Consider the following 24,229-nt stretch of genomic DNA (forward strand, 5'->3'; position numbering starts at 1 on the left):
CACAGTTTTTTCCCCTTGAGGCATATTATAAAAAACCGATGGCCTTACTCCTTTTCTGCTCCAGTAATAGTACATCATTTCTACAAAGCCATCAGTCTTTATTAGTTTTTTATTTCTACCACGGTATCTTTATTAAATCCTGAAAGCTCACTTATTATGTTATAAAGGTTAGAGATTTCTCCTGGAAGTAACAGTTTTTTAATTAATTCTTTAGGAGTTACAGCTCCGAATTTCTCTAATAGATCCTTACTTTTTAAACTTGGTTCTTTAACGCCTTCTAGTATAGTAAAAATCTGCATTTCACCGGTATTTATATTTTCAAACTCACCTTTTTCATTTATGTGAAGCGCATTTTCCTGAATTTCGTTAAATCTTTCAGCATCTAATGCTTCACATTTAAAAATCACTGTATCCCCTAATATTTCAGATAACCTTTTAAGTTCGACTTCTTTTGTTGGTCTTTGAATTTTAGTTAAATCTGATTTTAATAATAAATCTAAAGTACTTTTGCTCATCATAATTTATTCCTCCAATTTTATATTTTTTTAATAACATTTAGATAAACAACTCCAAATTTGAATATTGAAGTTGTTTATCTATAAAAAAAACAGCTCAAGCTGTTAAAATTTTAGTTATTATTTAATCTCTATCATGTCTAAATATTCATAGTCAGAGAAAGTAAATGGAACTTCTATATCTCCATTTTTTCCTGCTTCCCAGTTCATTAGTGTTAAGTCATCAAAGCTTACACCCTTAAGTACAATTTTTTCTGAACCAAATGAGTCTGGATCTGCTAATTTACTTATAATTGTAAAACGTGCATCCTTACCTTGTCTAACATCATCACCTATTTTTTTAGCCATTCTTGAATTCACTTTGTAAAGCTTCATTGAACCTTTACATTTAAATGAAACAGTTTTAGTATCATCACCCATGGACCCACAAATTTTAATGTCCTCTTTCTTAAATTCAACCTTTGCTTGAATACCATGACATTCTGCCACCTTATCCGTATCTAACCAACATTCTCCCCATGTACCACTTATAATTCTTCTAGCTTCCATAATATTTATACCTCCTACATGTTTATATTTAAATTAATATCTTCCATTGCATCTACTATCTTTATTGAACTTATTAAGAATACCTTGTCCCTTGTATTAGCCCATTTTATCTCTTGCTCTTTCATATCTTGAACATTTTGCCCCATAGCTTTTAAAAATCTCTTTTGAGCTTCTATATCTATATCTATAACATTGTGTCCTTTATCTAAAAGTTGTTCATTTTCTAGCTCCTCATAATATCCTTTGATAGATGTAATAAGCAAGCTCTTATTATCATATGTGTTTGGAACTTTACCTATATAGGTATCTTCTGACATATTTTTAATATCATTGTGAATCATGTCCATTGTTTCTACTATCTTTATTTTCTTAAAGTCTTCCCCTTTATCTGCTGTAGTTGTAACAAGTGAGTTTACACCTCTTGCGATTTTTACTTTTTCACCATCATTTATTAATACTAACTTTCCATCATCAACTGCCTTATCAAAATCTGATTTACTTAAATGAGGAACATCAGTTATTTCTCTTAGCACTTGATAAGTAGAACTAATATTTAATGGTAGGCCTGCTAATACCCCTGCTATTCTTGAGCAATAATCCTTTGCTGCAAATTTCTCAGTTCCAACCATAATATCTTCAGTTGCAAAGTTTATAACTCCTTCACTATCAGTTGCGCAATTAGGCAGTATTGCTTTTACCTTAAACCCCTTTGACATTCTCAAGTTTTTAATCCATTGTGCTATATTGTCAGCGGCAACCTTATCTACACCTGGTACTGCTAAATAATCAAATTTTGCAGTCTCTAGATAATTCTTTGCTTCTGAAAAGTCCTCAGCAATACCCTGCACAAACGCAATAACCTTGCTTGGTGGATTAACTGTTCCCATTAGAGCCAGTTGTATTTGATTTTTGTTATATGGCGATAATGTATCTGGTATATCATCCATTGTTTCAATGTTTAATACGGCCTTACAGTTTTCATCCTTTAAAATTAATGCCACTGTTCCTCTGTTTCCACGCTTTATAAAGGTACCAGCTGCCTCTTTAAAAATTATATTAATATTTGGTAATCCCATATTCTTAAACCTCCTGTAATTTAAATTCTATACTCTTTGATGTTTCATTATTGTCACCATAATTAAGCTGTTCTTCTCTACATTCAGGCACATCCAGATAAAGTTTTATAAATATTTCTCTGTATCCTGTTTCTCCAATTAACTCCTTTATGAAATAATCATTGTTGCCACCAGTAATCTTATTTATCTTGATGTTTCTATCCTTTACTGTTATAAATCCCTGAGCAAATAATTTATTTAACTTATCATAAACAGAATACTGCTCCATGGCATCAGGCACATTATTATTCAAAGGTGCAAAGTATATAATCTGAATAATCATATTGTCTCTGTATGTCCATAAATTTAAGGCTTCAATTGTACTTTCTTTATAGCTAACAAGAAAACTAGGTCTCTTAATGTTCTTTTCTGTATTGCCAACATATACTGTGCAATTGGTAAAATTTAATGTAATAGTCTCTACTACATCATTAATGATTTCTTTTAGCATAGGTAATCACCTACCCTTTTATATTTATTAATTAAAGAAGAAGTGATAAATTCATTATCACTTCTTCCGCTTAGCCACTATAGCTAAAACTACACCACCTCCTTAAGGAAAAAATGAAATATACAAATCCTTACACCATATTGAGGCTAACATAAAAGGTCATCCTTACATTATAAAATGTGATGATGACCTTTTGTGAAATAAAAAATACCTATACAAATTGTATAAGTACTGTCTTTTAATTTACACTATTTTATTATATATAATCAAAAATCCTATAGACATCTAATTTATTATTTGCTTCTATCTATTCCGATTATGTATTTATAAAACAAAAGCTCAATTCTATGCTGGGGGAACTTTTTTACAATTTTCCTTATACACATTATATAACAGAAGGTTTCATTAAGTCTATGAAAGCGTCCCCATTTTGTTCCCTAGTTGGTTAGCTTTCTTATAATTGGTGTTATTACTTAATAGTTTTCTATTCCACCGTAGAGATATTTTGTTCTTATTCTTATTTAACATAAGCCATGCTTACCCATCCTATGGAATCACCAAAACTAAGTTTACCCCAGGTTTTATCTGAATTAAAATCTACAATAGTTAATTTGTCATTTAACTTGTAAGTCTTGATTATATCCCCGTTTACGGGATTGACCCTACAATTTAATATACTTGCAGTAACAACACATTCTTTTCTAAATTTAATTTGAGTTTCAGTAGCATTGTTGGAATTTAATACTAATTTTTTAATTTCACGTAATGGATAATTAATACCTGGACAATCGGTTGGATAGGGTACTTCTTTATGGCCTTTAATATCTTTAAATCCATATCTTCTACATATGTCTTTACATAAATTAATTATTGCTTGTTTCTGTATTTCATTCATTTTTTCTGTCATAAAATCCCCTTCAGCACTTATTGATATGCTACATCTATTTACCCCAAGACAATGTGAACCTTGTGCCTTTTCAGGTCTTCCTCTAAATATTTTTCCGTTTTTTTTAACATAATAATGATATCCTATTCCACACCAACCGTTGCTTACATGCCAATCATGAATGTCTGTTACTTCTGCCTGTTTAGCCTCTGCGTGATGAAGCACTATCATTTTCGGGGTATTATTATACGTTAAATTACCATTCCATTTAAAATTCGTTTCTATTATATTCATTAATAAACCTTCTTTCTTTTTTATAGTTTTTATATTTAAAAAGCTCCCTTTATTTAAAAGGGAACTTCTCTATTCTATGTATCCAAGTGCTCTGGCAAAAAATTCAAAAGCTCTGTTTCTTAAATTATAATACTGCTTTTTACTAAGCTGCGTATTCGCTAATATTTCTTCTCTTTTGTAATCTTCAAAATATCTTTGCTCAATAATATCTTTTGTTTTACCTCTTAATCTATTAGCAACCTTTTCTATTGCATATACTTTTCTCTCCACCTCCATTTGAATCTCTACCTGCTTTTCTACTGAACTAGAAAAATTGCTGGTACCCGTTCCTCCAATATAAGCTTTTCCACCTACTCTTCCAAAACCGTCACATTCTAATTTTATTAACCAATCTGGATAAGCTTTTAAATCTTTCTCTACCTTTTTTATAACCTCATTCACTAAACTCAAATTTATTCCCCCTCTAAAGATACATACTATTTTGATGTAATTTAATACTCCTTTTAACTAACCATGTCAGTTTTATTTATAGGTTTGTCCCACTATTTTTATAGCTTGGTTACATGGAATCCCACAAAAGTATAGTTCCAAAATTTTTTCTACCATTTCCTTTAAAATATCTGTTATCATACTCACTCCTTTGAATACTTTATAATTTACAGTTTTGTAATTTTTTCATTTTGAATATCATCAAGGATGCCAATTGAATCAATATTAAGCTTTTTCATAATCTTAATCATGTTACTTTGTCCTGGAAATCTTAAACCTTGTTCAATTGATTCATAAGTTCGTTTGCTTATACCCAATTCACTTGCAAATTCTTTCTGAGTATATCCAAGATTTTTTCTAAGCTCTTTTAATTTTACTCTCATAATATCAACCTCATTTTGGAACATACTTTTTATATTGATAAAGCTACTTTTTATATAATGAATAATTTTACAACTACAAAAAGTATTATTAACTATAGAATAATATACTTTTTGTATATTATCAAGAGCAAATAACTATTTTTTAATTATATTTTTAGTGTTCGTATTTCTGTTCCCTAGAAATTATATTTAATCTATACTACAATATGTAGTATAGATTAAATATAATTTCTATGTGAAAATACTTTCTGGAGGAATGAAAACAACATGCTAATAAAAATAGGTTCCAAACTTGCTGCTCTTAGAAAAAAATCTAATCTCACTCAAAAGGAACTAGCTGATATATTAGGAGTAAAAGCAGCCACCATAGGTCATTGGGAAAAAGCTAGAAATGAACCATCTTATGAAATGCTTCAAAAACTTACATCGATATATGATATAAGTATTTCAGAATTATTTGGTGAAGAAACAGACAACTTATTACTTAATGATAATTTAAAGAATTCTTTAATATATAAAATAATCGATATGTTATTAGAGGAAGGTGATCTAGATAAATCCAATCCTATCACCTTTGATTCATTAGATGAGCCAAGTAAAAAAATGATAAAGGGTGCACTAGATAAAATAATTTCAGAAACATACAAAAATAAAAACTCCCGAAATTAACTACTTTCAGGAGTTTTTATTTTTTTAAATATTCCTTTTAAAATATCATAAACATTTTCAATATCATTTTCTGTCATTTTTATATCCTTCAATTCAGAAATTATATAATCCGTTAAGGGTAAATTATTATTACTATCCATAAGAAACCACCTCATTAATACCATTATATTGCTTATACAATATGTTTTCAACGTAAAAAAATGTCGATAATGTGAATAATAAAAGGATATTTTTTTCACATTATAATCAGTATTACCTTTATAGAGGAACTACTGATTATAATGTTTAAATTAGTCTATATTTTAAATGTGATTATACAAGTGTTTTTATAAGCACATTCTTTTAAAAAAAGATTATTTATATTTTATAATTTTTTTTCTTCGCAATTTTTAACTATACTTAAACACTTTTGAAATATACTTGTAAGAATGCTTTGTTCTTTTATTTGGGTATATACTTTCAAAAAAACATGTACCACTTTGCTGCTTACAATGAATCCTTTACAAGATAGCTCTTCTAAAATATTAGCCAATTTTAATATGCACAAGTAACTATTACTCTCAATATAGTGATTTGACATATAATCAATAACATTTACTTGAATATGTTCCTTGTGACATAGAAAGGATTTTTTTATACATATCTCTAAAAGCTCTTCTGCTTTTTTAATATGGTTCATTTCAGTATATATGTATACTGAATACTCATATATTTTAGCCTCAATATAAGGTTCCTTCATATTTTTAATATTTAAAGCTAAATCAATATATTTTTTTGCTTCTTTTAAATTTTTTAAAATATAATTTATTAAAGCTAAATTCATAAGAGCTGATATTACTACATGTGAACATGGATTATCATCATAGTCATATAATATTTGCAGATATATTGAATTTGCATTGGCGTAATCTTTTACTTTAAAATAATAATCTGCTTCTAATGCCTTTATTTCTATACTTTCATTGTTATCTAACCCATTTTTTTCTTTAAGCATTCTTATAATTGCTAAAGCTTCTTCTATTTTATTACTATGAATATATGCTGATGCCAATTTTAAATATAAGTTTATTATTGTTTCACTTTTGTTTTTGCACACATATTTTAAGTATCTTTTTATATATTTATAAATCTTTATTACGTTATCATATTTTTCAACTTTGAAATATAAATCTGTTAAAAATATAATAAAATCTAGAAGTCTATCATATTCCTTTTCTTCTACTGCGGTTAATATATATTGAACCACATATTCCTGACTTTTTTCATAATTATCCATAAAAAAAAACCGTACAAATTTTATATAATTCATACTTTTTTATGCTACTAACATTATATTTTTCTATGATTTTCTCAGTTTCCTCTAAAACTTTTAGGAAATCATTACTACAATTGCTACATTTATTTATCAAATTTAAATAGTGTATATTTTTACTGACTATATTTTCAGCCTGTTGTAATTCACTTTCCAATAATATGCTTGAATTAATTAACTGATAATCAATACTATTTTTCACGATAAATTTATTTATATTATCTGCAATAAATCCAGCTACTTTTCTGCTGATTTGCCCTTTTACCTTGTCATTTTCTATTTTACTTATATAGCTTCTATCTACATTATGACAGCAAATATCCTTTTGAGTAGCATTGATAGATTTTCTGATTTTTTTTATCTTTTTTCCTAATGTAAGTACCTCTAATTGTCTCATGTTAATCCTCCTAAATTATTATTATAAGATTTTTAATATAGTCACTATAAATATAAAAATTTAAATACAAATTTTTATATATTGTGGCTATATAAGGCATTATCTTCCGTCTCTAATTGTAACCTTACCTCCTTCCAGTTTCTAATGCTGTTCATTATCTTAATTCCTAACAAGTACTTAATGTAAAAACAGGTACTTGCTGTGCTTGCGTGTCTCCTATATGTGTTTGAAGCATGATGATATGCAATCCCAGCATCTTCTCTACAAAGGTCAATCATTGTATCATCACAACATTAATCTTATTGTTACACCCTAATTCTGGTAGATGACATTAATTATACCTTTAATAACCTTATCCCGTCTGTTCGCTGTAATTAGGTCTCTGTTGCAATGAAATAAAAGCGACAATAGTTGAAAAGGCAAAAAATGGAGACAGAAAATCTTTGATGGATATTATTGAAAGGGATAACTTTTTAATAATTAAGTTAGCCTCAAATTAGCATATACCCTCCTATGAATTTGAGGACCTTGTCCATTCTTACTTATATTGTTTGCTAATTCCATATAGAAAGTGATAATTTATGTACTTCCATACAACTGGAGAAATGTGATTCAGCACATCTGACTCTTTACCCTTTTTATTTCATATACTTATTATGTATAATTTGTAATAAATGTTAAATATTTTTAAAGCTAAGGTTAAATCATCACCTGCGGTGCTGCAATATAACGACTTCAGAAGGAGATTTAGAATCCCACTGAAGTTTTCTTTTTGTTGTAGCATGTAATTCCCACTTATAGAAGTAGGAGACTTTCCTTCTGAAATGTAGTTAAACAAATAACAATACATAAAAAATACCTTCTAAAAAATAATTCCAAATAATGAAATTACATATATTACAAATATAATAATCACTTGTAATATGCTGGCAATCTGACACAAGTGGCTTGTGTCAGATGATAAATGGCTCAAACACTAGTGTTGTAAAAAAATGTAAATTACCAATTACCTCTAATATGACATATTGATTGTTTTTCATATATTATGTAATATAAAAACTGGTAATTCTAATCTGCCACAAAGTATGGTATAAATTACCTTGAAATCCTAACATAAACTACTATATTTAACAAATTTATATATCGATTCTATATTAGTAAATTTATAACAAATAATTGGCACCACAGATGATAATTTACGTAATACCATAAAAAGGAAAATGTAATCATAACAAAAAAGAAAACCCCGAAAACAAAAAAGTTTTATATAAGCTCCATAGTAAGTAAATTAATTGAAGGCTACGCGGATAGTTTATATTCAGAGTAATTTGAGATAGATGGTTTGCATTTTTGCAAGACTAAACTTTTGTCATGACAAATAAAATAAATCCTTCATATTTAAAGTGAAGGATTTATTTTTAATAATATCATTTTTTCTTAAAAAGTCCGTTTATATCATGCATATATAGTCTAGATTTCAGCTAACGCAAATAATTATGTTAGTATTATTTACCATGCTTTAATTTATGTGCTAGAGTTGTCAAATTATCTAGTGGACCCATAAATATTCTATTAATTTCATATGGGTTATCTTCGTTTGAAGTAAGTCCTGCGTCTGTAGTTACTCCTAAATTACACCCTGCTGCTTTTGCTGCTTTTATTGCACTAGAATTGTATGCACCATAGGGATAGGCCAAATAAACAACTTTTCTGCCTAATAGTTTTTCTAGTACTTGCTTTGTTTTAGTTATTGTAGCTAATTGATTTGCATAGGATAAAGTTGGTAAATTTTCGTGCTTATTGGTATGATTTTCTACCCTAAATCCGTTAGCATCCATTTCTTTTAACTGTTTTGAAGTCATAGAATCTGGATTTTTATCTATATCCTTTGATATCATAAATACTGTAGCCTTTTGTTTATTTGCCTTTAGTATCGGATATGCTAATGTATAATTATTTGCATATCCATCGTCAAATGTTATTAATACAGGTTTATTAGGTAAGACAGTTCCCTTAGATAAGTTATCATAGAACTGGTCTAATGATATTGTATTATAACCCTGGGTTTTTAAATAGTTCATCTGTGATCTAAATGCTGATTGTAATACTATTAGACCATCTTGTTTAGCACTAATAGTTGTTAATTTATGATACATTAACACTGGTATTTTCTGAACCTTTGTTGCTATTTTAGTATAAGAACTTTCTATATATCCTATTTTTCCGTTGTAATTTATCTTGTAAAAACCATTTGAAGTTCCAAAAGTGTTTACCTTTGAATTCTTTGGTAGTGAACCTATAATGGAAGCGCTGGATGAAGCAGTACTTCTTACATCTAGCGAAGGTGATCTAGTTACTACTGCTATGGCTGCAAATACTATTTGACAGCTTAAAGTTACTAATAATGCTACTATAAACGCTATTTTATTTTTCATGATTTATCTCCTTATAAACCTTTTACTTTTATTATGTCCTCATTTCACGGTATTCATTAAATTGTATCGCATACTTAATCTATAGCTGGTCCACTTTCTCCAAAGCATTAACCTTTACCTTATCTATCTTTTTATGGTATCTCCCCTTAAACACCTTTTTAAGCTCCTCATATATGTCTAATCTTTCATCAGTAAATTTATGCTTTACCAGCAGTCCCCACAACATATGAAACATAAAAATATTTTACCATATTTTGGTATTATTTTCAATATTATTGATAAGATTTATATAGAAACACAGTACTACTTTGCATCTTTAAAATAAACTAATTTTCCTTTTGTGCCTGTAACAATGCTTTTCTTTTAAAGTCCGTATATCTAAAATATTCATAAGACTCAATACAAAACATAGTTCTTAATGCTTTGTGCTATGCCTAAAATCTTTAAAACTTGTTGTATGTAAAACTATTAAAACAACAACAGCCATACTGAAATGAAGTTAAGAAAAAGCATAAAAAAACATTCAGCTCTAAGACAGAAGATTTTTCTGGGTGAAATAGTAGTATCAAACGTCTTATTAAAAATTTTTAGCCTAAAGTATGAAATATAATTTTTCTGCTTTAGGCTTTTGCTATATCTTGTGGAGTAGATTTAGACGAAACAAGGCTATGCGAGTCTATTACTTGTTTGCCTAATATTATTAAAAGACAGTAAAATTGGCTATAATAATGTATAATGAAATTAAAACTGGTAGCAGAGAGAAGGTGCATTAAATGAAAAAAAGTATACAAATAGGAACATCTGACTTTAAGTGTTAAACGTCAAATTATAACTAATTGAAACGTCATTTTATTTCTATTATTAGTAGGTGATTTACGTCAGATTATCCCTATAAAATCACTTTATCAGTAAGAAAAAAGCATTTTATTAATATAATTTCTTTTAGCCGGCAGGCTACTTTTATATAAAAAATGAGTAGCAATAATAGCTACCCAAGTATGTTAGTTTAAATTAATATGTTCGGCCATAGCTTGTAAGGCATGAGCCACTGTTATCGCATCTACTTTGTTCATAATTTCACATAAGCGTTCAGAGTTCCAAAATAAATCGTTTAAGGTAGAAAGATGACAGCCTACATCATAATCAGGGATACAAGCAAAATTTCCATAATTTGTTTTGCCTATAACTACAATAAAGCCACTTCTACTTTCAATCTTAAGCTCATAATGACTTCCAAATTCAGTTAATTTAGTTATCATCCCAGACCAATTTTCTATTTTTTTGCCCGTTTTCATTGTACACTCAAATTTAATTAGCATAGACAATCCTCCTAAAAACTAATCTACGATTACCGAAGCGATAATTCATTGGCGGCAGCCATTATTGTGTCAGTGTCAATCACTGTTTTTTCGTGCTGTGCACCTATTATTAAAGCCTTTGTTAATATCATATTTAGACGTCTTATAGAACCAGTACAGCTTCTGTATGCAGCTAAAATGGCATTATTATCAATAATTTCAGAAGAAGCACTTGCCAATGATAGTCTCGAATGAATGTATTCTACAGCCTCAGTCTCTGAAAACCCTTCAAAATCATAATTTATTATGATCCTTTGCTTTAATGCTTCATGTATCTGTTTTTCTAAGATATTATTAAGTATAGGTTGACCTATTAAAACCAGTGAAAAACAGTCCTTTGAGTCCATAGAAAAATTCATGAGTAATTTTAAATCTTTCAATATATCATTACTTAAATACTGTGCTTCATCCCATACAAGTATGTAATGGACACCCTTATCACTGCTCATGTTTTCCATATAGTCTTTTATATTTTTAAACATGTCTGACTTGCGAGAGCAAGGTTCGAGTCCTAGTGAGATACAAAACTGCCGATAAAACTCAGCAGTAGTTACGGTAGTAAAGCAAAGATAAATAACCTTTGTTAAATTTGGATTAACTTTTTTCGCGAAACATCTTAGAGCAAAAGTTTTTCCTGATCCAGGCGAAGCCGTAAATAATCCAATGCCTCTAGTTTCATTAAGATAATCAAGTCTTGATATCATTTCTTTTAAATCCCTTGAGATATATGCATCTTTTTCTTTAATACCTTTTTCAAAAGGGTTTAAGGTCATACCATAAAACTGCTTAAACATATTTAACACCATCCTTTGAATAATCTATATTAAGTGGGTTTTTACGTTTGGTTTTACCATTTTCAACCTTGTTTGTTTTTCTAATGCTATATTTAATCTTTTCATAATAGATATAAGCACTGTCCATGTCATCAGGTAGATACCGCACTTCAACCTTCTGTTTTATAAATTGCATAGGTACATCATAAGATATTTTATCAATGCTTATAGTTGCATCATTATTTACTTTCCGTTGTACGCGATTCATAAAACAATTATCTAGCCATTCACTGTCAGATGCTACTTTTACATGAGCTAAATCGCTCTTATATCTATCAATAGGACGCTGCTTTGTAGATGAATGAATAGTTATGTTATGCTTATTAATATAAGTGAATAATTCATCATTTAGCTCCGCTAAGGAGGAAATAGATTCTACATCTAAAGTGTTTAGCCATCTGCTTTTTAATGTCCTGAAATTTCTTTCTACCTTTCCTTTAGATGCTCCGTCCCTTACCATTGTATGGAGCTCTACTATTCCAAGAGAGCCGCATATAAGACTTAATTGCTCATTTCTGTACGGAGAGCCATTATCCAAATAAATTTTTTTTGGAATTCCATACCTGGCTACAGCCTCTTTAAGTACCTTTTGAAAGTTATAAGAATTATCATTGTAAAAGAATCTACCGCCTACTATTAATCTAGATTTATCATCTATTAACATAATTACGTACGTCCGCTTGCGCTCACCATTTTCAGTTATAAATGGACCGTAACAGGTGTCGCCTTGAAACATTCCAGTTGCAAATTCTTCTTCAAAAGCTTTTCTATCTTTCATGTTGATACATCTAGCAGATCTAATATCGTTATTTTTTATAAACCGTTGAACAGTTGAAATTGACACATCCTTTTCTTTAATAAAGCCATCTTCGATGAGTTTATAATATATAAGCGTAGCATTAATTTTAGGAAAGTTGTTTTTTAAAGTGTATATCTGCTCTATAGCTACATTACTTAGTTTTCTGGTTTGACCTATATCGCTACGCGTCTTCGGAAGAAGGGAATCAAAACCAAATCTATTATATTCTGATTCCCAATTAGAAAGTGTTCCTGGGCTATACAAAACTGAATTGCCGTTAGGTAATTTTACAGGGTTAATAGAAACACGTCTATAATAAGCAATTTTAGATTGCTCAGTAAAAGTATTATTTATAGCAGGGGCTATTAGTGCTAATCTAATAGATGCTATTTCGATTATTTCTTTGTTATTCATTTATTATCACCTCTAGAAAAATGTTATCATATAGGTATTTCAATGACCATTATCGTATTAAGTGGTCTGCCTAAATTAAAATTAAAAATATATGCTTATAGCTAAACTATGACGTTCCTTGAAAAAACGATGAACCATTTTGCTTGAAAAATTGTATTATGAAGTCCTCAAGTTTATCAAAGGAACTATTTATGATATGCTGCACAAAAGTTAAGTTTGAAATGAGCTTGTCCTCTAAAAGTCCAAGCCACATCTGTTTATGTTCTTTAAACTTCTTTAAAATTCGATAGAATGTAGATATAGCAATGCCATAATGTTCGCACATAGCTTCCACAGAGTGATATTTATGTACAAGATAGTCATGGATGAGGTAAACAGTGAATTTAAAACTAAATGACATATACGGCACAATTACAGAAGGTAGAAGGGCATGAGTACGTTTACATGATGAACAAATATATCTAGAAATGATGATTATATTATCTTGAGCAGTATTATTATTATAAGTCACAAGATGGCGTTTGTAAGACGCAAATGGAGATAGCGCATGTTTAGCGCCACAAAATGGACATACTAAAGTCTCTATATTAACAGAGCTTACATATTTATTAAAGGCAGTTATCTCATTTTCAAAAGAAATTTGCTTAAAACACTTGCATAATTGTAAATTTAATCTTATCATAATAGTAGTTTTATAAGAGTATTAACTCTAATAAAGGGAGAACATTGCTTTGGACGGCTGGGGTTCTCCCTTTTCCTTTCTCTAGTTTTAATAATAAGCATAAATTAAGCTCCTAATGATGTCAAGTCATTAGGAGCTTTGTTATAGGAATAATCTGCTTAGTAAAAAAGCAAATAACCACTAGATAATTATTAGTATTATAGTTATAATTTGACTTAGGAATGCAGTTCCATAAAGCTATATTTTGACGTACTACATTTAAGAAACTAATAGAAGAAAATAATTATTTTGTAGATAAAAGTATGCTCATAAAAGAATTTATGGAGAATGGTGCAGACATAATATTAACGCCTAGACCAAGAAGATTTGGTAAAACATTAAATTTAAGTATGCTTAGATATTTCTTTGACATAAGAACTAAAGCAGATACAAAAGATTTGTTTAAAAGTTTAAAAATAGAAAATGAAAAAGAAATAATGAACCTTCAAGGAGAATATCCTATTGTCTATGTTACTTTCAAGGGAGTCAAATATAATAATTTTGAAAATGCAATAAGTGCAATTGAAATGCTTATGTCAGAAGTGTATAAAGAGTATAGATATTTAATGGAAAGTGAAATTTTTAAAGAAGATGAAAAGAGAGATTTTAATAAAATTATAAATAGAGAAGCTGATTTAATTCTATTAACAATTTCTATAAAAAATCTTACTAATTATTTATATAAATATTACAATAAGAAGGTAATTTTGCTTATCGATGAATATGATGTACCAATTCAAGAAAGTTATATGAGAGACTATTACGATAACATGATTTCATTAATAAGAAATATGCTAAGTGATGCACTTAAAGATAATATATATTTAGAAAAAGCAATGATAACAGGAATCCTTAGAGTTGCAAAGGAAAGTATTTTTTCAGGACTTAATAATTTGCAAGTAAATACTATACTTGGATTAAAGTTTAAAGATAAATTTGGATTTACAGAACAAGAATTAAAAGAATTATTAAATTATTATGATTTGCAAGATAAAAGTGATGATATAAAGAAATGGTATAATGGCTATATTTTTGGCGGGAAAACAATATATAATCCATGGTCAGTTTTAAATTATATTGATAATAATGAAATGGGTTTTATGCCTTATTGGATTAATAGTAGTAGCAATGATTTAATAAAGAATTTGTTACTAAAAGGTGACACAAATATGAAACTAGAACTCGAAGAGCTTATATCTGGAAACTCAATAAGTAAAGCAATTGATGATAGCATTGTAATGTCAGAGGTTGAAGATTCTAATGAAAATATTTGGAGCTTTTTACTTATGTGTGGATATTTAAAGGCTATAAAAACAGAAAATATAGAAGGAATATTGCAGTGTGAACTTAAAATTCCTAATAAAGAAGTGCTTATTTTCTATAATAACTTGATTGAAAAATGGTTTAAAGAATCAACGACAAACCCAAAATATGAATTGATGTTAAAAACTCTAATAACTGGTGATATAGAGATTTTTGCAGGATTATTCAAAGAATTTGTAATAAATAATATAAGTTACTTTGATGTATCAGGAAAAGAACCAGAAAGGGTTTATCATGCATTTGTACTGGGAATGCTTATTTCACTTTCAAAAGGTTATGAGGTTAAGTCAAATAAAGAAAGTGGATATGGGAGATATGATGTTATGATAATTCCTAAAGATGTTTCTAAGATAGGACTTATTATTGAATTTAAGAAAATTGATGATTTTTTATCTTATACAATAGAAGAAGGAACAGCAAAAGCATTAAAGCAAATAGAAGATAAGAAATATGAAACAGAGTTATTAGAAAAAGGAATAAAAGATATAGTAAAACTTGCTATTGTGTTTAAAGGAAAGGAAATTAAGGTTACTCAAGGAAATATAGTGTGATAGTCCCCCTCAGCGAAAAATGGTAAAGATAAAATTTTAAGCTTAAAGTATGAAATATAATATTTCAGCTTTAGGCTTTTGCTATATATTGTGAAGTAGATTTAGATCAAACAAAGCTATGCAAGTCTGTTATTTTCTGTGCCTAATATTATTAAAACACAGTTAAATTGGCTATAATAATGTATAATGAAATTAAAACTGGTAGCAGAGAGAAGGTGCATTAAATGAAAAAAAGTATACAAATAGGAACATCTGACTTTAAGAAATTAATAGAAGAAAATAATTATTTTGTAGATAAAAGTATGCTCATAAAAGAATTTATGGAGAATGGTGCAGACATAATATTAACGCCTAGACCAAGGAGATTTGGTAAAACATTAAATTTAAGTATGCTTAGATATTTCTTTGACATAAGAACTAAAGCAGATACAAAAGATTTGTTTAAAAGTTTAAAAATAGAAAATGAAAAAGAAATAATGAAACTTCAAGGGGAATATCCTGTTATTTTTGTAAGTTTTAAAAATCAAAAGCACTTGTCATATGAAGATTTTAAAGATGGAATTAAATTATTACTATCTAATTTATATAGAGATCATCAATATTTACTTGATAGTGATAAATTATCAGAAATAGATAAAGAAATTTATAGAGATATGTTAAGAGGAAGTGCATCTATTGCATATATCTCAGAAGGAATTAGTATTCTTATGAATTTTATGCATAACTATTACGGGAAAAGGGTAATGTTATTCATAGATGAATATGATGTACCAATTCAAGAAGCCTATATGCGTGGATATTATGATGAAATGATTTCTTTAATAAGAAATATATTAACCTGCGCACTTAAAGATAATATATATTTAGAAAAAGCAATGATAACAGGTATCCTTAGAGTTGCAAAGGAAAGTATTTTTTCAGGACTTAATAATTTGCAAGTAAATACTATACTTGGATTAAAGTTTAAAGATAAATTTGGATTTACAGAACAAGAATTAAAAGAATTATTAACTTATTATGATTTGCAAGATAAAAGTGATGATATAAAGAAATGGTATAATGGCTATGTTTTTGGTGGAAAAACAATATACAATCCATGGTCAGTTTTAAATTATATTGATAATAATGAAATGGGTTTTATGCCTTATTGGATTAATAGTAGTAGCAATGATTTAATAAAGAAATTATTACTTAAAGGTGACACAAATATGAAATTAGAACTCGAAGAGCTTATAGCTGGAAACTCAATAAGTAAAGCAATTGATGATAGCATTGTAATGTCAGAGGTTGAAGATTCTAATGAAAATATTTGGAGCTTTTTACTTATGTGTGGATATTTAAAGGCTATAAAAACAGAAAATATAGAAGGAATATTGCAGTGTGAACTTAAAATTCCTAATAAAGAAGTGCTTATTTTCTATAATAACTTGATTGAAAAATGGTTCAAAGAATCAACGACAAATCAAAAATATGAATTGATGTTAAAAACTCTAATAACTGGTGATATAGAGATTTTCGCAGGATTATTCAAAGAATTTGTAATAAATAATATAAGTTACTTTGATGTATCAGGAAAAGAACCAGAAAGAGTTTATCATGCATTTGTACTGGGAATGCTTATTTCACTTTCAAAAGGTTATGAGGTTAAGTCAAATAAAGAAAGTGGATATGGACGGTACGATGTTATGATAATTCCTAAAGATGTTTCTAAGCTAGGAATTATTATTGAATTTAAGAAAATTGATGATTTTTTATCTTATACAATAGAAGAAGGAACAGCGAAAGCACTAAAGCAAATAGAAGATAAGAAATATGAAACAGAATTATTAGAAAAAGGAATAAAAGATATAGTAAAACTTGCTATTGTGTTTAAAGGAAAAGAAATTAAGGTTACTCAAGGAAATATAGTGTGATAGTCCCCCTCAGCGAGAAATGGCAAAGATAAAATTTTAACGACATTTCAGAAGGAAAGTCTCCTACTTCTATAAGTGGGAGTTACATGCTACAACAAAAATAAAACTTCAGTGGAGGGATAACAATTGAGAATTGTTATCTTCTCCAGAGGTCTACAAGGGGGTAAATCTCCTTCTGAAGTCGTTAATATTGCAGCTTCGAAGAAGATAAACAGCTGCGCAGGTGATGATTTAAGCTTAAAGTATGAAATATAATATTTCTGCTTTAGGCTTTTGTTATCATATCCTTTGCAAAATTTCACATTTAAACTGTCACAAAAGTACCTATTTTATATTTTCTTGATATTCATAAGATAATATAGTAAGATTATAATGCATTTATATTGATAATGAGAATTAATATCAATATTTGCTTTGATATATCATTTAACGAAGGAGGAATATAATTGGAACCTATTAGGTCAATGTTTTATTTTATATTAGCAGGAGTATTTGAAATAGGCGGTGGTTACCTTATATGGCTATGGGTGCGTGAAGGAAAAAGTATATTGTACGGAGTTATTGGCGCAATAGCATTAATTTTATATGGCATTATTCCTACATTACAACCACCAAGTGCTAATTTTGGTAGAGTATATGCAACTTATGGTGGTATCTTTATTGTATTATCTATCTTGTGGGGTTGGAAAATTGATAATATGCTCCCTGATAAATTTGATTTAATTGGTGGGGTAATAGCGCTAGTTGGAGTTATTATAATTATGTATGCTCCTAGAGGATAATCCGTAGCTAAGAGCATGAGTATGATGAAACTAATGGTGGTTCATTCTATACACTATTTTTTGTATTAGATCTATATAAACTTTAAATCTTATTGAAAAAAGCCAGGAGCAATCCTAGCTTATTTTTACATACTGTGAACTTATATAGCCTGTTTTACCATTGTAAGTTATCTTGTAAAAATTATTTATCTTTCCAGTTATACTAATTTTAGTCCCACTTTTCATGCTTCCCAATATAGAATAGTTTGTTCCTGCTCCACTTCTTACACTCAAACTGCTTGCTGTTGTTACACCCTGCTGTGTTTCGGGCACTACCACTGCCGCTTTAGCTACAACAACTGGCTTAGCTGTTATTTTTACATACTGAGCACTTACATACCCCGTTTTACTACCGTAAGTTACCTTGTAAAAATTATTCGTCTTTCCGGTTATACTAATTTGGGTTCCACTTTTCATACTTCCCAATATAGAATAGTTTGTTCCTGCTCCACTTCTTACACTCAAATTACTTCCTGTTGTTACCCCTTGCTGTGTTTCGTATGGCACTACCACGGCTGCTTTAGCTACAACAACTGGCTTAGCTGTTATTTTTACATACTGAGTACTTACATACCCTGTTTTACCACCGTAAGTTATCTTGTAAAAATTATTCGTCTTTCCGGTTATACTAATTTGGGTTCCAATTTTCATACTTCCCAATATAGAATAGTTTGTTCCTGCTCCACTTCTTACACTCAAATTACTTCCTGTTGTTACTCCCTGCTGTGTTTCGTATACACTACCAAAGACCTGTATATATTTATTCACACTATTTGTACTACTATTATAATTTACATTGTTGATACCTCCCACAGATACCAAGGCAATACCCATAATAGTAGTAGCTATAACTACCTTTGTTTTTTGTTTAAATTGTGTTAAAATCTTAATATTTTTCAATCTAATTCCCCCTTAAAGCATAATATCATATACTATTGCTTTATTTCTTATCTAAAGTATAGGGGTACTCAAGGCAAAATAGGTTACAAAGAAGGTACAGTTTTTGAAGATATTCATAGTTACTTTAGTTACATTCATATTAATGCCACTTAACCTTCCTTAAATCATCTTCTTCGAAGCTGTGACATTAATGTAACACATTATATTTACTTGTTATCTTGTATGTATTATAAATATAATACTGAGAGGTATAGAGACAGTGCATCATAAATAGCCCTATTATGCATACTGTACCTACCAAAGGCTTCTGGGGCTTTTCTTGTATCACACTTAATCTCACTCTCTTAAAAAGCCCATGGTGGTCTTTTAAACGGTAGTAAGCTTTTTGGCAAAGAAAAAAATAAACAGCTGCTCCGGTGATGATTTAACACAACTAAAAATCAATGAATATAATTCAATTAAAATTGTGTTACATTAAATAATCACCTAGGTCTCTGTAATTAACCACTTCATAAGGAGATTTACATTCTTGTAAACTTCAGTGGGAGGATAATAATTATCAATTGTTATCCTCCCACTGAAGTTTTTTCTTGTTATATAGGAAACAGCTTGCGGAAGCCGCTGTGGATAACATTCTAGCTAAAAGATATATAGAAAAAATCAGATAAATATGAGATGATTAAATCATGAGAAAAAATAAGATTACCATAAAACAAATATTTGAAGATAATTATTCAAAGTTTTGGAAATTGAATAAAGAAAAGTATCCTGAAAAGATGAGAGAACATATGAATATCGAAGTAATGAAAATGATAGGATGTGGAGATATTTCATTAGGTTTTGTTGCGTACATATGTTTAAAATGTCTGGAAGTATTTAAAATAGGATTTACATGTAAAAGTAGGTTTTGTAGTAAATGTGGTAAAAAATACATAAGCGAATGGGTAGAGAAACAAGTAAGTAAAATCTTGGATGTTCCACATAGGCATTGTGTTTTTACGATACCGACTGAGTACAGAAAATATTTTTTTTGGAATAGAGAGAGTCTGAAAGACCTGCAAGACATGGTATATGAGGTTATAAATGAGTTTGCAAATGGTGTAAACTATAAAAATAGAGAAGAATATAAAAAGAAGAAAAGAAGCAAAAAAGGTGGAGTGCTTTGGCAAAGTGGAATGATTGGCGTAGTGCATACTTTTGGAAGGAATATAGGGTTTAACCCACATGTGCATGCATTGGTTCCAGAAATAAAAACAAGGGATAATGAAGTTAAGGATATGGAATTCTTTGACTATAAATATTTTAGAAAAGTTTGGCAGTACAAATTAATAAATTATATGGTTAGTAAAAACCCAGATAAAAAAGCAGAGTACTTAAAAATGTTCAAAGATTATCCTAACGGATTTTACATAAATGCCAAATCAAGAATGAAAAGTGCAAGAGGTGCAGCAAGATATATCGGTAGATATTTAGCAAGACCTGCGATAGCAGAATATAGAATACTTAGCTATGATGGGAAAAATGTAACGTTTTGGTATAAGAGTCATGAAACTAATGAGAGAGTAGAAGAAACAGTTACGGCACAAGTGTTTATAGGCAGGTTACTAATGCATATATCGCCTAAATATTTTAAAATGGTTAGATTATATGGAGTATATGCTGGAAGTATAAGTATAAAGATTAGAAAATGTTTTGGTTTATTGCAATACATAAAAAGTGGGCTTAAAGCAATTCAGTACACATTAAAAATAAATTGGAAAAAGGAAATAAGAAAAATGAAGTATAGAGAATTAATGATTATTAATTTTTCTAAAGATCCAGGGAAATGTTCAAAATGCGGTCAGCTAATGGAGTTATTCCAAATTTGGCACAGAAAGTATGGGTATATTTATGATATGGGAACGTATTAAAAGGATTTTTAAAATTAAAATGGATGAAAGGGAGATACCATTTCAAACAGAGGGGCCCGATAAGATGATACTTTTTAAATGTAAGAAATGTGGGTATGAAGAAGAGGTACCAGAATTTGTTGCGTTTGAATGTTATACACCTGAGGAATTTGACAAGAAGAGTGGTAGTCCTATTGTTCTATGCCCAGAATGTGATGCAAATATGATAATTAAAGGACGATGAAATTATCATATTTGCTTGGCATAAGGGTTTTTACTCGACCGTAGGGAGATTTTGTTCTTGTAGTATGTAATCACCACTTATAGAAATTGGAGACTTTCCTTCTAAAATATCGTTAGAAAAATATAGCAAATCATTTTATAAAAAAGAAAGGTGAGTAAATGACCGTTAAATCAGCAGCAGTTGTTGTATAGTAACAAGTATAGTAACAGTATAGTATGTATAGTAGGGGTGCCTCAACATAGCTTGTACCAACGGCTGCAGGCGACGAAAGGTGAGTAAATGACTGTAGAAAGGTGAGAGATTGACCGTTCTAGGGTGAGTAAATGACTGTAGAGGGGTGAGAGATTGACCGTTAAAAGGTGAGTAAATGACTGTTAAGGTGAGAAAATGACCGTTGTTTTTAAGGTGAATTAAGTGTTTGCAATTCACCTTCGTATTTGGTAAAATATAGTTAGTTAGCTTGTACAGGGGGAATACCATATGAATAAAAAAGGTGAACTAATAGCAGTAAGGCCTGAGAAGGTTATAGAAGCTAGATTTGCTTTAACATCACGTCAAAATGATATATTAGATATGCTTTTTACCCAAATTCAGGATGATCATAATGTAGAATATAGTATTGATATTAATAAATATAAAAAGCTATATAATATTAAAGATAAAAACAATATTTACGGTGACTTAAAAAAAGCAGTAAAATCCTTTGAGGGTAAAGGGTTTTTAATAGTAGATAAAGGAAAGAATGAAGAAATATATTATCCATGGTTTTCTAAAATACATTACAAAAACAAGGAAGGAAAGATCATACTAAAAATTGATAGTGAACTTAAAACAATGTTTCTTGAAGTTAAAAAGAGAATTTACTATCATATCAAATATACATTAAATTTTAGTTGTATTTACAGTAAAAGATTTTATTATTATTTAAAGAGTTATGAGGATACTGGGTGGAGGATAGATAATCTTGATGCACTTAGGGAAAAACTTCAATGTCCTAAAAGTTATAAAAAATACTCTGATTTTAGACGATTTGCATTAGAGCCAGCATATGTAGAGATAAATAGTAATTCTGATATTAAGTTTAAATATGAGGAAGTTAAGACTGGTAATAAAGTTACTGCTCTTAAATTTTCAATTAAGTCATCAATATGCGCTGAACTAGCTATAAGTGCTGATGAAGATTCAGAGATTATAGCGGTACAAAACATATTTTCAAATGATATTACACCAATAGAGGCAAGAAGAATTTTGGATGTCGCTAGTGGTGACATAAATTTAATAAAAGAAAAATACAAAATTTCAAATAGCCAAGGTAAAATAAATAATATAGTAGGATGGGTAATTAAAGCTATTAAAGATGATTATTCTCCCCAAATAAAACAGTCTGGATTCAATGACTACCCGCAGAGGGCTTATGACTTTGATGATTTAGAAAAAAAACTTTTAGGATGGGAATAAAACTACAGAAAAAATCTGTAGTTTTTTTATTGCAATCAGTTATTTTTGGATAGTCATATGGTATTAAATATTAGTATTAAATATTAATATTATAAATTAGTATTAGTACATAAAATTTATATTAACTGTTATAGTATTGTGAGAACTCTACATTCTTTTTCCGTCGTAGCTTTTTATAAAAAAAACATTATATACATAAATTTCAGTAATTAAGAGACATTATATTTATTCATATTCGAAGAGTGAGAGTATAATTCAGAAACAGCAATATACATTGATTTCTGTTGTAACATTTTTACATCTTTTGCATATGCACTTATTCCACCTATTTTAAACAGTTCATCAATTGAATTTGTTGCTGACGAATACTCTTTTATAAACTTATTATATACAATTGATTTTTCATCATTTACTTTTTCTATAACTTTTTGTACTGGGTTTAATATTCTTTCTTTAATTATAGAAGGGTTTTCTAGCAAAGTTTTTACACTGACATTGCTAGCAAAGTGTTTATCATCATCTGCTTTACTTTTATTATTTAGCTTAACGTCGTCCAATTTACCAAAATCCAGCGTTATATCAATACCCTTAGACAATATAATACTCGTTTCACCGTCAGAACCATTCAGCTTAATTATCTTATCGCCTACAATGTCATTTTTGTTGATTAGGTTTCCTAAATTCTTTACTAACTCTCCTGCTTTTTTTTCAATTTCTAACTTATCATTTTCACTCAAATCAGATTTTTTATATTGTGTAGCTAATTCTTTAAGTTGGTTTCCTACATCATTTATATTGTCTAAACCACTCTCTTTTTTTTGTAAGATTGTCATTCCACTCTGAATTTGTTGTTCTGAATTTTGAATGACTGTTAATTGAGTATTCATAATCATTACTTTCTGCCTTATAAGGTCTTTTGGGGTTTGGTTAGCCCCTTTTTTATTAATATTAGCAATTTTATTGTTGCTATTGAGTACCTTTTGAAGTTGTTTGTAGTTACTATTGTTCATATATGGATTTTTTGCATAAGAATTTACATTTCCAATAATCATTTTCTATTTCCCCTCTCAAATAAGGGTAGTACTCGCAAATCGTAAATTTACAATGCTAAGCCAATTATTTACACTTTGCGGTTACTACCTCAATAAAGTCTCAAAGAATAATACATAATTATTATAGTTATCGAGATTAAAATGTAAAACTTTAGTTATTTATAAAAATTGTATTTTTTAAGATAAAAATACATAAAAAACATTTTTTATAAAATAGTATAGCTATAGCTTATTACTATTATTTCACTTTTAATTAACATAAATCACCACAATAATAATTTAGTTACATTCACTTTGAGGCTATTCCACAAAATTTATAAGAATTGAATGTAAGCTTTAACTTAAAATCATACATTCGTTTTTCAACCTAATTTAAGGTAATAATGGTATAATTAAATAAATCATTTGTGTCGTAAGGGTAGAATTATACAGCTTAATGGTTCAACTTAAATAAGTTA

The 24,229-nt window shown here is 29.0% G+C and carries 26 protein-coding genes; 8 read left to right on the forward strand and 18 right to left on the reverse strand.

The features are described from left to right. Positions 1 to 101 precede the first annotated feature (101 nt). The 7 genes from G9F70_RS25260 to G9F70_RS25290 all read right to left on the reverse strand — a co-directional run bounded on the left by G9F70_RS25260 (position 102) and on the right by G9F70_RS25290 (position 4,682). Entirely contained in the window at positions 102 to 518 is a 417-nt protein-coding gene (locus G9F70_RS25260; protein WP_164946842.1) for a phage tail assembly chaperone, read from the reverse strand. A gap of 117 nt (positions 519 to 635) precedes the next feature. Further along, positions 636 to 1,064: a phage tail tube protein gene (locus G9F70_RS25265; RefSeq protein ID WP_164946843.1), complete on the reverse strand. Its 429-nt coding sequence runs from the start codon at positions 1,062 to 1,064 to the stop codon at positions 636 to 638. A gap of 14 nt (positions 1,065 to 1,078) precedes the next feature. After that, positions 1,079 to 2,140 carry a phage tail sheath C-terminal domain-containing protein gene (locus G9F70_RS25270; protein ID WP_164946844.1) on the reverse strand — a complete coding sequence of 354 codons (1,062 nt, stop codon included), beginning with the start codon at positions 2,138 to 2,140 and terminating at the stop codon, positions 1,079 to 1,081. 4 nt (positions 2,141 to 2,144) lie between these two features. Further along, on the reverse strand, positions 2,145 to 2,630 hold the full coding sequence (locus G9F70_RS25275; RefSeq protein WP_164946845.1) for a DUF6838 family protein: 486 nt from the start codon (positions 2,628 to 2,630) through the stop codon (positions 2,145 to 2,147). A gap of 517 nt (positions 2,631 to 3,147) precedes the next feature. Beyond that, the gene (locus tag G9F70_RS25280) at positions 3,148 to 3,810 is read right to left on the reverse strand and encodes an N-acetylmuramoyl-L-alanine amidase (RefSeq protein WP_164946846.1); all 663 of its coding nucleotides are present in this window, start codon (positions 3,808 to 3,810) and stop codon (positions 3,148 to 3,150) included. Between the two features lie 69 nt (positions 3,811 to 3,879). Continuing rightward, positions 3,880 to 4,251 (reverse strand): ArpU family phage packaging/lysis transcriptional regulator, encoded by a 372-nt coding sequence (locus G9F70_RS25285; RefSeq protein ID WP_224617943.1) that lies wholly within the window; start codon positions 4,249 to 4,251, stop codon positions 3,880 to 3,882. 215 nt (positions 4,252 to 4,466) lie between these two features. Further along, positions 4,467 to 4,682: a helix-turn-helix transcriptional regulator gene (locus G9F70_RS25290; protein WP_164946848.1), complete on the reverse strand. Its 216-nt coding sequence runs from the start codon at positions 4,680 to 4,682 to the stop codon at positions 4,467 to 4,469. A 267-nt stretch (positions 4,683 to 4,949) separates the two neighbouring features. Here G9F70_RS25290 and G9F70_RS25295 point away from each other — a divergent pair, with 267 nt between their 5' ends. Then, positions 4,950 to 5,351, forward strand: coding sequence for a helix-turn-helix domain-containing protein (locus tag G9F70_RS25295; RefSeq protein ID WP_164946849.1), 402 nt, complete (start codon positions 4,950 to 4,952; stop codon positions 5,349 to 5,351). Here the strand turns inward: G9F70_RS25295 and G9F70_RS25300 are convergent. The 9 genes from G9F70_RS25300 to G9F70_RS25340 form a co-directional block, all read right to left on the reverse strand. Further along, complete coding sequence (locus G9F70_RS25300; protein ID WP_164946850.1) at positions 5,348 to 5,491, reverse strand: hypothetical protein; 144 nt, start codon at positions 5,489 to 5,491, stop codon at positions 5,348 to 5,350. The genes G9F70_RS25295 and G9F70_RS25300 overlap by 4 nt on opposite strands. Before the next feature lie 224 nt (positions 5,492 to 5,715). Beyond that, positions 5,716 to 6,627 (reverse strand): tetratricopeptide repeat protein, encoded by a 912-nt coding sequence (locus G9F70_RS25305; protein ID WP_164946851.1) that lies wholly within the window; start codon positions 6,625 to 6,627, stop codon positions 5,716 to 5,718. Continuing rightward, positions 6,620 to 7,060 (reverse strand): hypothetical protein, encoded by a 441-nt coding sequence (locus tag G9F70_RS25310; protein WP_164946852.1) that lies wholly within the window; start codon positions 7,058 to 7,060, stop codon positions 6,620 to 6,622. Before G9F70_RS25310 ends, G9F70_RS25305 begins: the two co-directional genes overlap by 8 nt. A gap of 1,505 nt (positions 7,061 to 8,565) precedes the next feature. Then, a complete protein-coding gene (locus G9F70_RS25315) occupies positions 8,566 to 9,495 on the reverse strand; it encodes a polysaccharide deacetylase family protein (protein ID WP_164946853.1) in 930 nt (309 codons plus the stop codon). Between the two features lie 79 nt (positions 9,496 to 9,574). Then, entirely contained in the window at positions 9,575 to 9,730 is a 156-nt protein-coding gene (locus tag G9F70_RS25320) for a hypothetical protein (RefSeq protein ID WP_224617935.1), read from the reverse strand. 766 nt (positions 9,731 to 10,496) lie between these two features. Continuing rightward, complete coding sequence (locus G9F70_RS25325; RefSeq protein WP_164948065.1) at positions 10,497 to 10,814, reverse strand: DUF6618 family protein; 318 nt, start codon at positions 10,812 to 10,814, stop codon at positions 10,497 to 10,499. Positions 10,815 to 10,843: 29 nt separating this feature from the next. Next, complete coding sequence (locus G9F70_RS25330) at positions 10,844 to 11,647, reverse strand: ExeA family protein (protein WP_164948066.1); 804 nt, start codon at positions 11,645 to 11,647, stop codon at positions 10,844 to 10,846. After that, positions 11,640 to 12,899: a DDE-type integrase/transposase/recombinase gene (locus G9F70_RS25335; RefSeq protein WP_125006703.1), complete on the reverse strand. Its 1,260-nt coding sequence runs from the start codon at positions 12,897 to 12,899 to the stop codon at positions 11,640 to 11,642. Before G9F70_RS25335 ends, G9F70_RS25330 begins: the two co-directional genes overlap by 8 nt. Before the next feature lie 106 nt (positions 12,900 to 13,005). Next, positions 13,006 to 13,581 (reverse strand): DUF6431 domain-containing protein, encoded by a 576-nt coding sequence (locus tag G9F70_RS25340; protein WP_164948068.1) that lies wholly within the window; start codon positions 13,579 to 13,581, stop codon positions 13,006 to 13,008. A gap of 302 nt (positions 13,582 to 13,883) precedes the next feature. Between G9F70_RS25340 and G9F70_RS25345 the strand changes: the two genes are divergently transcribed. From G9F70_RS25345 to G9F70_RS25355, 4 genes are all read left to right on the forward strand, one after another. Continuing rightward, entirely contained in the window at positions 13,884 to 15,494 is a 1,611-nt protein-coding gene (locus G9F70_RS25345; protein WP_411956030.1) for an AAA family ATPase, read from the forward strand. A gap of 224 nt (positions 15,495 to 15,718) precedes the next feature. After that, a complete protein-coding gene (locus G9F70_RS25350) occupies positions 15,719 to 17,407 on the forward strand; it encodes an AAA family ATPase (protein WP_164947988.1) in 1,689 nt (562 codons plus the stop codon). A gap of 126 nt (positions 17,408 to 17,533) precedes the next feature. After that, entirely contained in the window at positions 17,534 to 17,662 is a 129-nt protein-coding gene (locus tag G9F70_RS27180) for a hypothetical protein (RefSeq protein ID WP_263577383.1), read from the forward strand. A gap of 191 nt (positions 17,663 to 17,853) precedes the next feature. Continuing rightward, entirely contained in the window at positions 17,854 to 18,189 is a 336-nt protein-coding gene (locus G9F70_RS25355) for a YnfA family protein (protein ID WP_164947989.1), read from the forward strand. 114 nt (positions 18,190 to 18,303) lie between these two features. Here G9F70_RS25355 and G9F70_RS25360 read toward each other — a convergent pair whose 3' ends face one another. After that, on the reverse strand, positions 18,304 to 19,128 hold the full coding sequence (locus tag G9F70_RS25360) for an SH3 domain-containing protein (RefSeq protein WP_164947990.1): 825 nt from the start codon (positions 19,126 to 19,128) through the stop codon (positions 18,304 to 18,306). A 686-nt stretch (positions 19,129 to 19,814) separates the two neighbouring features. Between G9F70_RS25360 and G9F70_RS25365 the strand changes: the two genes are divergently transcribed. The 3 genes from G9F70_RS25365 (at position 19,815) to G9F70_RS25375 (ending at position 22,719) form a co-directional block, all read left to right on the forward strand. Further along, the gene (locus G9F70_RS25365; protein ID WP_224617359.1) at positions 19,815 to 21,038 is read left to right on the forward strand and encodes a transposase; all 1,224 of its coding nucleotides are present in this window, start codon (positions 19,815 to 19,817) and stop codon (positions 21,036 to 21,038) included. Beyond that, positions 21,007 to 21,261 carry a hypothetical protein gene (locus G9F70_RS25370; RefSeq protein ID WP_224617360.1) on the forward strand — a complete coding sequence of 85 codons (255 nt, stop codon included), beginning with the start codon at positions 21,007 to 21,009 and terminating at the stop codon, positions 21,259 to 21,261. The genes G9F70_RS25365 and G9F70_RS25370 overlap by 32 nt, the downstream gene beginning before the upstream one ends. Before the next feature lie 480 nt (positions 21,262 to 21,741). After that, a complete protein-coding gene (locus G9F70_RS25375; RefSeq protein ID WP_164947876.1) occupies positions 21,742 to 22,719 on the forward strand; it encodes a replication initiation protein in 978 nt (325 codons plus the stop codon). Between the two features lie 209 nt (positions 22,720 to 22,928). On the opposite strand, the gene G9F70_RS25380 is transcribed toward G9F70_RS25375, so the two are convergent. Then, positions 22,929 to 23,771 (reverse strand): hypothetical protein, encoded by an 843-nt coding sequence (locus G9F70_RS25380; RefSeq protein ID WP_164947875.1) that lies wholly within the window; start codon positions 23,769 to 23,771, stop codon positions 22,929 to 22,931. Between the last annotated feature and the right edge of the window lie 458 nt (positions 23,772 to 24,229).

The sequence above is a fragment of the Clostridium sp. FP1 genome, assembly GCF_011065975.2.
Classification (GTDB): Bacteria; Bacillota; Clostridia; order Clostridiales; family Clostridiaceae; genus Clostridium_AD; species Clostridium_AD tagluense.